Annotated in this window: 11 protein-coding genes; 4 read left to right on the forward strand and 7 right to left on the reverse strand. The window is 66.5% G+C overall.

Annotated elements, in window-relative coordinates:
- Positions 1-33 precede the first annotated feature (33 nt).
- The 5 genes from rplS to G5C50_RS00570 all read right to left on the reverse strand — a co-directional run bounded on the left by rplS (position 34) and on the right by G5C50_RS00570 (position 4,833).
- Entirely contained in the window at positions 34-498 is a 465-nt protein-coding gene (gene rplS / locus G5C50_RS00550) for a 50S ribosomal protein L19 (protein WP_165063584.1), read from the reverse strand.
- A 75-nt stretch (positions 499-573) separates the two neighbouring features.
- Complete coding sequence (trmD, locus tag G5C50_RS00555) at positions 574-1,251, reverse strand: tRNA (guanosine(37)-N1)-methyltransferase TrmD (protein WP_165063586.1); 678 nt, start codon at positions 1,249-1,251, stop codon at positions 574-576.
- Positions 1,252-1,270: 19 nt separating this feature from the next.
- Complete coding sequence (gene rpsP / locus G5C50_RS00560) at positions 1,271-1,522, reverse strand: 30S ribosomal protein S16 (RefSeq protein ID WP_240906896.1); 252 nt, start codon at positions 1,520-1,522, stop codon at positions 1,271-1,273.
- A gap of 246 nt (positions 1,523-1,768) precedes the next feature.
- Positions 1,769-3,262 (reverse strand): signal recognition particle protein, encoded by a 1,494-nt coding sequence (gene ffh, locus G5C50_RS00565; protein WP_165063588.1) that lies wholly within the window; start codon positions 3,260-3,262, stop codon positions 1,769-1,771.
- 80 nt (positions 3,263-3,342) lie between these two features.
- Positions 3,343-4,833, reverse strand: a complete 1,491-nt coding sequence (locus G5C50_RS00570; RefSeq protein ID WP_165063590.1) for an endo-1,4-beta-xylanase — start codon at positions 4,831-4,833, stop codon at positions 3,343-3,345.
- Between the two features lie 350 nt (positions 4,834-5,183).
- On the opposite strand from G5C50_RS00570, the gene G5C50_RS00575 reads away from it, so the two are divergent.
- Positions 5,184-6,167 carry a phosphoglycerate dehydrogenase gene (locus tag G5C50_RS00575; RefSeq protein ID WP_165063592.1) on the forward strand — a complete coding sequence of 328 codons (984 nt, stop codon included), beginning with the start codon at positions 5,184-5,186 and terminating at the stop codon, positions 6,165-6,167.
- 623 nt (positions 6,168-6,790) lie between these two features.
- Entirely contained in the window at positions 6,791-7,294 is a 504-nt protein-coding gene (locus G5C50_RS00580) for a hypothetical protein (RefSeq protein ID WP_206107545.1), read from the forward strand.
- 74 nt (positions 7,295-7,368) lie between these two features.
- On the opposite strand, the gene G5C50_RS00585 is transcribed toward G5C50_RS00580, so the two are convergent.
- Both G5C50_RS00585 and G5C50_RS00590 read right to left on the reverse strand, forming a co-directional pair.
- The gene (locus G5C50_RS00585; RefSeq protein ID WP_165063596.1) at positions 7,369-7,698 is read right to left on the reverse strand and encodes a HesB/IscA family protein; all 330 of its coding nucleotides are present in this window, start codon (positions 7,696-7,698) and stop codon (positions 7,369-7,371) included.
- 101 nt (positions 7,699-7,799) lie between these two features.
- Positions 7,800-9,011 carry a cysteine desulfurase family protein gene (locus G5C50_RS00590; protein WP_165063598.1) on the reverse strand — a complete coding sequence of 404 codons (1,212 nt, stop codon included), beginning with the start codon at positions 9,009-9,011 and terminating at the stop codon, positions 7,800-7,802.
- A gap of 242 nt (positions 9,012-9,253) precedes the next feature.
- On the opposite strand from G5C50_RS00590, the gene G5C50_RS00595 reads away from it, so the two are divergent.
- Entirely contained in the window at positions 9,254-9,970 is a 717-nt protein-coding gene (locus tag G5C50_RS00595) for a class I SAM-dependent methyltransferase (RefSeq protein WP_206107546.1), read from the forward strand.
- A 212-nt stretch (positions 9,971-10,182) separates the two neighbouring features.
- Entirely contained in the window at positions 10,183-11,814 is a 1,632-nt protein-coding gene (locus G5C50_RS00600; protein ID WP_165063601.1) for a PfaD family polyunsaturated fatty acid/polyketide biosynthesis protein, read from the forward strand.
- The last annotated feature ends 64 nt before the right edge of the window (positions 11,815-11,878 follow it).

Consider the following 11,878-nt stretch of genomic DNA (forward strand, 5'->3'; position numbering starts at 1 on the left):
GTTGCCAGGCGGCCGCGACTCGGGATCGATCGATTACTTGGCGTTGGCGGCAGCCGCGGCGGCCTTGGCCTCGGCCTTGGCCTTCTTGCTGGCGGCCTTGGCGGCCTTGCGCTCGGCCTTGGCGGCCTGCGTCTCGGCGGCGGCGGCGGCGGTGAACCGCTCCTTGAGGCGGACGGCCTTGCCCGAACGCTCGCGGAGGTAGTACAGCTTGGCGCGACGGACCTTGCCCGAGCGCTTCACGACGATGTCGGCGATCCGGGGCGAGTGGATCGGGAACTTACGCTCGACGCCTTCGCCCTGGACGATGCGCCGGACGACGAACATCTCGCGGGTGCCGACGCCGGAGCGGGCGATCACCACGCCGTTGAAGACCTGGATGCGCTCCTTGTCGCCTTCCAGGATACGGACGTGGACGTCGACGGTGTCGCCGATCTCGAACTTCGGCAGCTTCTCTTTCATGCTGCTCTGCTCGACGGCGGCCATAAATCGGTTTTGCATGACTGTGACCTTTCGAGCGGCCCCTACGACGGGCCGGCGTGCAACGTGCGTTCTTCTTTTGAGGGTGGTTCGGGGTCAGCCCGGCGGCGGGCGGCGGTTCTCTCGGCGCCATCGGGCGATGGCCGCGTGGTCGCCGCTCAGCAGGACGTCCGGGACGGCCATCCCGCGGAACTCGCGGGGCCGGGTGTAGTGCGGGTATTCCAGGCCGCCGTCGGGACCGAAGGACTCGTCGACGGCGCTTTCGGCGTCGCCGAGGACTCCAGGAACCAGGCGGGCGACGGCGTCGATCACGACCATCGCGGCCGGCTCGCCCCCCGAGAGGACGAAATCGCCGACGGAGAGCAGCTCAGGCCGGAGGATCTCGATGATGCGTTCGTCGAAGCCCTCGTAGCGGCCGCAGACCAGGGTGAATCGTCCGCGTCCGGCGAGCTCGGCGGCCTTCGACTGGTCGAACCTCTTCCCCTGGGGGGAAAGGACGATCAGGTCTCCGGGCGGCTCGGCGGCGTTGCGGACGGCCTCGGCGGCGGCGACCACGGGGGGGGCCATCAGGACCATCCCCGGACCTCCGCCGAACGGTCGGTCGTCCACCTGCTTGTGCCGGCCCTCGGCCCAGTCGCGGATGTCCCACAGGTGGACTTCGACGAGGCTCTTGGCGATGGCCCGGCCGACGATGCTCTCACTCAGGAACCCGGCGAAGAGGTCGGGGAAGAGGGTGAGGACGTCAATCCGGAGCGGCGACTCAGCGGGTGTCATGGCCGACCGATCCCGAGGTTCACTCGGCCTTCGGGGCTTCGGCGGCCGGGGCCGGCTTCGGCAGCTCCCAGGACTCGCCCGGGGCCGGCTTGGTCACCTTGTGCTTGCGGAGCAGAGCCGCGACCTTGTCCGACGGCTGCGCGCCAACGCTCAGCCAGTAGCGGATGCGGTCGGTCTTGAGGACCGTCTGGGTCTCGGGGTTCCGCGACATCGGGTCGTAGTGGCCGAGTTCCTCGATGGCGCGGCCGTCGCGCGGGGTGCGGGTGTCCATGGCGCAGATTCTGAAGAAAGGCCTGTGCCGGCGACCCATCGACTTCATACGGAGACGAACCACTCGCGTGCTCCTTCCGAGCTTCCAGGCTCCCGATCGGGCCCCGCCGGAACTACCGGCGACGTGCGCGTCAGGGCGATTCAAGGTCCTGCAGTTAGGGTCCGGGGGCCGCCGTGCTCGAAAACGGCAAGGGCGGGCCGGAGCCTTCAGTGCTTCGTGGGGTTGTTCGGTACTGCGCCGCCCTCGTTAGGCCGAGGGCTGGTCGCGGTTGTCGCGCTCCTCGCGGCGCTTCTTACGTTCTTCCTTCTCGCGTTGTTTCTTCTGCTTCTCGCGCTCCTTGGGGGAGAGCCGCTTGCCGGTTCCGACCTTGGGGGCGAGGAGTTTGGCGGTGGGGTTGAGCGCCGCGGCGCGGCCCAGGCCGGTCATGGCCTTGAGCTTGTCGAGCATGCTCATCTGCGACATCTGCTTGACGAACGCGGCCATGGCGTCGAACTGCTTCACCAGGCCGGAGACGTCCGAGGGGTCCACCCCCGCGCCGGCGGCGATCCGGCGGCGTCGCGAGATGTCGATCAGGTCGGGGCGGCTGCGCTCGCGGGGCGTCATGCTGTCGATGATGCCCTGGATGCGCTTGACCTCGCCGTCGGCGTCGATCCCGCCGAGGCTCTCGGTCATCTGGCCCATGCCCGGGAACATGCTCATCACGTCCTGGACCGAGCCCATCTTCTTGATCTGGACGATCTGCTTGCGGAAGTCCTCGAGGTCGAATTTCCCCTTGGCCATCCGCTCTTGCTGGAGGCGGGCTTCCTCGGCGTCGACGGTCGCCTGAGCGGCGTTGACGAGGCCGACGATGTCGCCCATGCCCAGCATCTGGCCGACGAGCCGCTCGGGGTCGAACGGTTCGAGCCGGTCGAGCTTCTCCCCCTTGCCGACGAACTTGACGGGGACGCCGGTCACCTTCCGCACGGAGAGCGCCGCACCGCCGCGAGCGTCGCCGTCCAGCTTGGTGAGGATGACGCCGTCCAGCTCCAGGGCCTTGTTGAAGGCTTCCGCGGAAGCGACGGCGTCCTGCCCCGTCATGGCGTCGCAGACGAAGAAGACGTGGTGGGGGCGGACCTTCTTCTCGATCTGCACCAGCTCGGCCATCAACTCGTCGTCGACGTGGAGTCGGCCGGCAGTGTCGAGGATCAGCGTGTCGCAGCCCTTGCGGTTGGCCTCGACGAGGGCGTCCTGGCAGAGCTTGACGGGATTCACCCCCGTCTCGGAGAAGACCGGCACGCCGATCTGCTCGCCGACGACCTTGAGCTGCTCGACGGCGGCAGGCCGCTGGAGGTCGGCCGCGACGAGCAAGGGCTTGCGCTGCTGGGACGTCAGCAGCTTCGCCAGCTTGCCGGAGGTCGTCGTCTTGCCTGAGCCCTGGAGGCCGCAGAGCATGATGATCGTCGGGCCGGACTTCTCAAACCGGATCGCCGGATCGGACGGACCCATCGTCTCGACGAGTTCGTCGTGGACGATTTTGACCAACTGCTGCTCTGGCCGAACGCTCTTGATGACCTGCGCGCCGGTGGCCTTTTCCTGCACGCGCGACATGAAGTCCTGGACGACGTTGTAGTTGACGTCGGCTTCCAGCAGGGCCGTGCGCACTTCGCGCAGGCCCTCTTTCATGTTGGCCTCGGTCAAGACGCCGCTGACGCGGAACCGCTTGAAGGCGGAGGACAGGCGCTTTTGCAGGTCGTCGAACATGACTCGTCGGGTCGTCCACGGGCGGAAAAGATCGCGAACCGACCATCATATCGCCGGTTGCGATCGGTGGCAACGCGTTTTCAGGCCAGCATGTCGTCGCGAAGGGAACGGAGGCGGGCGACGGCCGCCTTGGGGGCCCCGTCAGGGCGGTGGAGGCCGCCGTTGGGGTAAAGGTGAGGAACTCCATCGCTCGGCTGGAGCCAGTTCACAGCCCGGACGAACGGCTTGGCGATCGCCAGGGCGGTCCAACGAGCGGCCCAATCGGCCTGAGAGGCCTCGGTCGGCGGGGCCGGCCACTGCCATTCCTCAACCTTGACGTTGGCGTCTGCGTTCGGGTCGTCCGCGGCGGAGGAAGGGGCGACGAGCGTGATGTTCAGCGGCACGTTCAGGAGCGAATAAAGATCCAGCAGCCGAGAGAACTCGAACAGATCCCGGGCGTCGCTGCCGGGATTGGAATAGCCCGGTGCGATCTCCAGCGCGATGCATGAGATGCCGACGTCCGATCGGATCAGGTAGTCGCTGAGGTGGAGCGGGCCGAGCTGGAAGCGGCTGTTGCTCATCCACTCCATCCAGGGGCGGTCGACCCCCAGGCAAAGCTGGGCGGCGGGGTCCGCCTGGCGGGCGACCTGGAGGGCCCGAGCGGTGATCCGGATCTGGTCTTCCTCACCCAGCCCCAGAACCTCATGTCCGGCTGGCCGGTTGGCGATGTGCCAGACCGGGACCTTGCCCCGGTAGCGGCCGACCACCTGGCGGACGTAATCGGCCACGAAACCGCCGATCGTGTCGACGTCGCCGTCCCAGAGCCAGATCCAGTCCGGAAAAGCTCCGGCGCGGAACTCGATCAGCGGCCCGATCTCGACGTTCAGCCGGTTCTTCTTGCCCCAGGCGAGCTGGGCGTCGATCAGCTCCCAGCGGTGCTTTCCTTCGGTTGGTGCAACGTCTCGCCACGGCACCGCGGCCTGGATCGAATTGAACGTGCTCGACCAGGAAGCCGAACCGGCGATCTTGGCGGGATCGCCCGTGAGGACGCATCCCAGGTTCGTCGAGAGACGGCCGGCGACGGCCAGACGGTTCTGAAGGACCTGCGACGTGTAGGCTTCCGTCAGAAGAGCCCCCGCGCGGGAGGACGCCTCCAGGCTCTCCTGGGCGGCCTGGAACGAAGCGACGGGGTCGTCGGACGCGAGTGCGGCCTGCACGAAGGCGCGGCGGGCTTTGCGCAGGAGGTCGTCGAGCGTCGAGTCGGTTCGGAGGCCCATCTGCGTCCAGTCGGCCGCCTGGTTGCGGACGTCGTTCAGCTTGCCGCGGGCCAGTTCCAGGGCCAGAACGTAGGGCGTGGAGCGTTCGCCGAGGGTCGCGGTGCCGACGACCGGCGAGCCGAAACCGGGGATCGGCCAGGACGCGAAAAGACGGCCGCTCTCGCTGGAGTCGCTCGAACACGTCATCAGGCCGTTGCGGAAGTCGAGGCCCAGCCGCCCGGGCGTCCGATCCAGGCCGGTCGTATAAACGCGGCGCTGAGCCGCCAGACGACCGGCGAGCTCGTTCGAGGGCAGCCTGAACTTGAGAACCCCCATGCCTTACTTCCACCCGAGAGCTTGGGCCTGCTGCGTTCCAGAACGGGCTGCGGGAACGGTCGGTCTCCGCGGCGGATGTGAGCCGTGCGCAACCGCCCACACCAAAACAAAGATATCGGCCCGTCCAGGGCTTGAACAGACAACCAAGCGCAAGTGTTGGTCCGAGTTCCCTCGGAGAACGCACGACGATACTCTAGATACGGTCGTCGACGATCACGGGACGCCGACTTGAGCCCGTCCCGAGACCGACGTCCTCCTCTTCTCCGCCTGAACGTCGGTTCGCAGCACCGGGGACGCTCCCGGACGAGCCGATCGATCGGGCCCGCCCTCCTGGCTCGTCCGAGTCCGCCATGCCTTCCGTTTTGATCTGTCAGGCCATGCTTCGCCGCCGTCCCGGTCGCTTCCGCGACGTGCTCGTCGAGGCTGGCTTCGAGTGCATCGACCCCGCCCCGGGCCTCGCCCTGACCCACGAGCAACTCCGCGAACTCATCCCCGGAGCCGACGCCCTGGTCCTCGGCCTGGAGCGACTCACTCCCGATTTGTTCGCGATCGCTCCTCGTCTCCGCGTCGCCGCGCGGACAGGCGTCGGTTACGACGGGGTCGACCTGGAGGCCGCACGCACTCACGGCGTCGTCGTCACGACGACCCCGGGTGCAAACCATGACAGCGTCGCCGAGCACGTCTTCGCTCTGCTGCTGGCCCTGACCCGCGAGGTGATTCCCAACAACGCCGCCATCCACGCCGGCGGCTGGGTCCGACGCCCCGGCGTCCCGATTCGCGGCAAGACCCTGGGACTCTACGGCCTGGGTCGGATCGCCCGCGCCGTGGCCGTCCGGGCGAAGGCCTTCGGCATGCGGATCCTCGCTCACGACCTTTTGCCGCCGGCCGCCGGCGACAGCCAACTGGAAATCGAGCGCGTTTCCCCCGACGAGTTGCTCGCCGCCTCCGACGTCGTCAGCCTCCACGTCCCGCTGACCGAAGCGACCCAGGACCTGGTCGACGTTGGTTTTCTCGCGAGGATGAAGCCCGGCGCGTTCCTCATCAACACCGCCCGGGGCGGCATGGTCGTCGACGCCGATCTCCGAGCCGCCCTGGAATCGGGCCGTCTCGCCGGCGCGGGGATCGACGTCTTCCACCAGGAGCCGCCTCCCCTGGATTGCCCCCTGAGAGGAGCCCCCAATCTGATCCTCAGCCCCCACGTCGGCGGCACCGATTCGGGAGCCGTCCAGGACATGGCGGAAGCGGCGGCGCAATGTATCGTCGACCTGTACCGAGGACGATGGCCGTCGGCATGTGTGGTCGACGAGTCGTTACGCGAAGGGTGGGCTTGGTGAAGGGGAACGAGATGGACATCGACCCGAGCGATTCGGCGAAGCGGCAGCTTCAGTTTCGAAGCTGTTACGTCTACTTCGATGACAAGGGGGTCGTATTGACGCCGGTCGGCCCTTTAGACCCTAAAAAGCCGAACTGGAGTTGGCGACGACCGATTTTGCCCTACCTTCGACTCTCGGGTGACCCCTCCGCCCAGGAGCTTGGCCTCGCCGTACAACGTGCCCTGACGTGCGAGCCCGTTGCACCGAGCACGACAACTGGTCCGGGCTCGGTCGAGGCGGCCTTGAAGGCCGTCGGATATCACGGCTTGACCCTATTGGAGCGTTCCTCAAGATCCTTGACCGTTGAAGATCACGTCGATCGAGTCGAAGTTCGGGGATTTTCCAACGAGCCCGATGCGTCTACGAAAATGGAGACTTGCTCCTTCGACCCTGAAAAAATCGGTCAGACGCTCCTCTCGCTCCTCCCATCCTGTCCGAAGCCTGACCCGCTCGTCCCTCCCAGGCCGGGAAAGTCATACTCCCTGCCCCGACCAAGCCCACGGATGGATGGCGGCGTTCCTCAAACCTTCGGCTACAAGCGCTCGTGGATCGTGGTCGACTCGACCGACGCCGAGGCCGTCGCGTTGGCGCTCGGCCTGAAAGAATTACGCGAGCAGACCTGGGACCTCGATCCCTATGATCTGGATGGGGTGTTCGTATCCCCCTCAGTCCTGGGTTGGACGTTCATCCTGGGTCATGACGCCGGATGGAGTGGGAACCCTGGACCCGACACGGAGATCTCGCAACTTCTGTGCGATCTGAGCCGACGTTTCGGCGAGGCCCAGTTCTTCACGAACCATCGTGTCGTATCACTGGCAGGTTGGGCCCGGGCCGTCGAAGGACAGATCGTTCGGGCCTACGTCAACGCTGACGACGTCAGGTGGGATGAGGGGGGCCTCACGGACGAAGAGCGAGAGTTGGGGTTCGAGAATTTCGTCCGTCTCGATACGAAGGTCGAGGAGCTGGGAGAGCTCGATATCCCTGACGAAAGCGATGTCATGACCCTCGCGGGCCGCTGGAGCATCAATCCTGAGGAGCTTGACGCGTACGAATCCGAAGGGCCGGGATTTCTCGGGGACCTTAACTGAACTTGTCGTGCGTTCGAAACGCGAGCGGCCGCGAGGATCGCGGCCGCTCGAGGACCATCGAGGTCGGAATTCGCTCAGACCTGGAACGACGAGCCGCAGCCGCAGCTCTTGACGACGTTCGGGTTGTTGAAGACGAACCCGCGCTTCTCCAGGCCGTCGTAGAAGTCGAGGACGGTTCCGTCGAGGTAGGGGTCGTACTTCTTCTCGACGGCCAGCTTGACGCCGTGGAACTCGGCGACGCGGTCGCGGTCGCTGGTGTCGGTGTCGAAGTTCAGGCTGTAAGAGAACCCGCTGCAGCCGCCGCCCTGGACGCCCACGCGGAGGACCGTGCCCTCGGGCAGGTTCTGGTCGGTGATGATCTTCTTGACCTCGTCGGCCGCCTTCTCGGTCAGGGTCACGCCCATCGTCGCTCTCCTTCGTTCGCCGGTTCGTCTCGCCCGGTGGTTCGTACTGGGACGCCGCTCCGTTGCGACGGCGTCTCGCTCAACAGAATCATACCACGACGTCAACTTGAACGTTGTTCGTCTTTTTCCGAAACGCTTCCCGCCGCCCACGCCGCGCTGTGCACGCGGAGCCTGGCGACGGCCTCTTCCACGACCTCGATCGCGAAATCGATCTCCTCGACCGTGTTGAACCGGCCGACGCCGAACCGCAGGCTCGCCCGCGCCGTGTCGTCGTCCAATCCCATCGCCCGGAGGACGTGGCTGGGCTCCGGCTCGGCCGAAGTGCAGGCCGCCCCCGAACTCACGGCGATGTCCCTCATGGCCATCATGAGCGCCTCGCCGTCGACGTAGGAGAAGCTCAGGTTGAGGTTTCCGTCGAGCCGGTCGGTCGGGTGGCCGTTGAGCCGGATGTCCCGCACGCGTTCGCGGATCCCCGCTTCCAGGCGATCGCGGAGGCCTCGGATCCGCGGCAGATCCTCGCCGCGATCTTTCATCGCCAACTCGATCGCCTCGCCCAGCCCCACGATCAGCGGGACGGCCGGCGTTCCGCTCCGCAGACCGCGCTCATGGCCGCCGCCGTCGAACATGGGTTTGAGCCGAACCTGAGGATCGCGCCGCCGGACGTAAAGCGCGCCGATTCCCTTGGGACCATAGAGCTTATGGCCTGAGAGGCTGAGCAGGTCGATGTGGTCGGCCTGGACGTTCAGGTCGACCTTGCCGACGGCCTGGGTGACGTCGGTGTGGAAGATGACTCCCCGCTCGTGACAGAGGCTGCCGATCGCTCTGATCGGGTTCAGGGTGCCGACCTCGTTGTTGGCCGCAATGACCGAGACAAGGACCGTTTCCGGTCGAAGAGCCTGGGCGATCGCGTCGGCGGCCACCTGGCCGGTTTCGTCGCAGGGGACGATCGTAACGTTCCAGTCGGTCTCGCGTCCGATCCGTTCGACCACGTCCAGCACCGACTTGTGTTCGACGGCCGTCGTGACGATGTGGTCGCCCTTGCGCCGGAGATACGGCAAAGCCCCCTTGATGGCCAGGTTGTTCGCCTCGGTCGCCCCCGAGGTGAAGATGACTTCCTTCGGATCCGCCCCAAGTCCGGCCGCGACCTGCGCCCGCGCCTTGTCGACCGCCTCGGCCGCCTCCCAGCCGAAGCGATGGGAGACGCTCGCCGCGTTGCCGTAAATCTCTGTGAAATAAGGCATCATCGCCGCCACCACGCGCGGGTCGGGTTTGGTCGTCGCGTGATTGTCGAGATAGACGGCCTGACTGGGCACGGGCCTGAACCTCTTGGCGGGAATTTTCACACCTTATGCAGCACAATTGATCTTAGGGTTGGAGCGTCGAACCTTTCAAGGAAGAGATTCAAGATCCGGGTTGTGTGGATCTCAACGACGGAGTACAAGGCCGATTGCCGCGATGCGCGAGGCCCTTCCGACGTGGAGGCGACGGGGGGCAGGGCCATCGAACCAGGGATGTTGAACCACTCGCAATGAGCCGGGCACGGCAGGAGGCCGCAGTGGCGTACGACAAGAAGCAGGCGACGGAGGAATTCGGCCGCTGGAGCGAGAGCTACGATCGCTGTGTGCTTCAATGGCTGCTCTTCGGCCCATCCCATCGCGCCCTGATTCGTCGAATCGACGCCGTGGCCGGTGATCGGCCGATCTCGATCCTGGACGTCGGGTGTGGGACCGGCGTGTTCGCCGGGCGTATTCGTGAGGCCATTCCGCAGGCCCGAGTCTTCGGAGTCGACCTGGTCTCCGAGATGCTCACGCAGGGGGCTCACCGCTGGCGGGCGCTCGCCGAGAACGTCCACCCGGTCCAGGGGGACAGCGAGCATCTGCCGTTCGCGGCTGGCTCCTTCGACTTCGTCACCTGCGCCAACAGCTTCCACCACTATCCCGACCAGGAGCGGGCCGTCGCCGAGATGCACCGCGTCCTCAAGCCTGGCGGCCGTCTGCTGCTGATCGACGGATATCGGGACGCCCCCTGGGGTTGGTTCATCTACGACGTTTGCGTCACCTACCGCGAAGGGAACGTCCACCACGCCTCGGCCCGGCGGTTCCGCGAGATCCTCGACCGCGCGGGGTTTCAGGCGGTCGCCCAGAAGGTTCACCGGGGAGCCGCTCCCTTCATCCTCAACGAGGCGATCGCCGCTGAGCCCGCCCCTCTCTACCCGGCGCCCCACTTCAATCTCCGCACGCCGGCGAATGCTGAGAAACACGCCGAAGTCTGAGTCGCGCTTTGCGTTCCAGATCGGTTTGTCCGGCCATGCGAGCCCGTCGAGGCGAGAATCGACGGGCTCGTCGTCGTTTTGAGAGGTGGCTGTGACCGGATGTTCTCTGTCGGTTCGGCCCGCGCGCTGGTATACCTGCTCGTTTCCCTGGATGACGAAAACGCCCTGCGACGGCCCCCGGTGACGGCCTCGCGCTGGTTGCGCGACGCCGGATGTTCCGGTGCGCCTCGTCTTGGTTGGATGACGCAGGGCGGAAGGTGGAGCCGATCGTGGACCGCGTCGAGACCGTACGTGCAGAGTGGGAAGAGGCTCTGGGCCGCGTCGGTCGGGGAGTCTTCGCGGCGAACATCGACGGTCAGCCTCGCATCCTGAGCGGCTCGCCTGACGGGCGGACTCCCGACGCCGTATTCATCCCCCCCTGCCCGCTCGACCGGCTGGGCGACGAGTCGTTCCGCCGGCTCCACGGCGTCCGCTACGCCTGTTACGCCGGGGCGATGGCCAACGGGATCGCCTCCGTCGAGCTTGTCGAGGCCATGGCTCGAGGCGGGATGCTCGGTTTTTTTGGGGCGGCCGGCCTCGGCCTCGACGCCGTCGAAAAAGCCATCGACCGGGTTCAGGCGAGTTTGGGAGACAAAGCCCCCTACGGCTTCAACCTGATCCACAGCCCGAGCGAGCCAGCCATTGAGTCGGGCGTCGTCGATTTGTACCTCCGTCGCGGCGTGAGGCTGGTCGAGGCTTCCGCCTTCCTGAGGCTGACCCTGCCGGTCGTCCGCTATCGGGTCTCGGGCATCCGACGCGATGAGCACGGGCGGGTCGTCGCGCCGAACCGAATCGTGGCCAAGGCGTCGCGCGTCGAGGTCGCCCAGCGCTTCCTGGCGCCGCCGCCCGAAGAGATGTTGCGGGAGTTGGTCGGTCAGGGGGCGATCACGGCCGATCAAGCGGCGATGGCCGCCACCATCCCCATGGCCGAGGATCTGACCGCCGAGGCCGACTCGGGCGGCCACACCGACAACCAGCCGCTCGTCGTACTCTTGCCCACGTTTCTCGCCCTTCGCGATCGGCTTGCCGCTCAATATGGATACGACCGCCCGTTGCGAGTGGGGGCTGCGGGAGGGATTTCGACCCCCTGGGCCGCCGCCGGGGCGCTCGCGATGGGGGCCGGCTATCTGGTGACAGGCTCGGTGAATCAGGCCTGCGTCGAGTCCGGGTCTTCGGACGCGGTCCGGAAAATGCTCGCCCAGGCCCAGCAGGCGGACATCGCCATGGCCCCCGCGGCCGACATGTTTGAGATGGGGGTGAAGGTGCAGGTCCTCAAGCGTGGGACCATGTTCGCGATGCGAGCCGCCAAGCTGTACGAGTATTACCGAGCCTACGACCGACTGGAATCTATCCCGGCCGCCGACCGCGCGAACCTCGAGAAGACGATCCTTCGGCTTCCCTTCGAAGAGGTCTGGAAGCAGACACGGGAGTTCTTCGCCCGCCGCGACCCGAGCCAGATCACTCGCGCTGAGGCCGATCCGAAGTTCAAGATGGCCCTGGTCTTCCGTTGGTACCTCGGGCAGTCGTCGCGGTGGGCGAACATCGGCGAGCCGTCGCGGACCGTCGACTACCAGATCTGGTGCGGCCCCGCGATGGCCGCGTTCAACGACTGGACTCGCGGCACCTTCCTGGAGAAGCCCGAGAACCGCCGAGCGGCCGACGCCGCGCTCAACATTCTCTACGGTGCGGCGGTGCTGACGCGCTCGCGAATCGCGGCCATGCAAGGGGTGGCTCCTCCGGAAGGAACCCCCGCGCTGACCCCCCGGTTCCGTGAAGAGATTGAGAACGCGGGGGCGATTTCTTAACATGGTTGGCCGAACTCGCCCAGACGCCATCGCCCAGTCCACCAAGATTTCCCACCCGGCCAGC

Origin of the sequence: Paludisphaera rhizosphaerae (genome assembly GCF_011065895.1) — a bacterium.
Lineage (GTDB): Bacteria > Planctomycetota > Planctomycetia > Isosphaerales > Isosphaeraceae > Paludisphaera > Paludisphaera rhizosphaerae.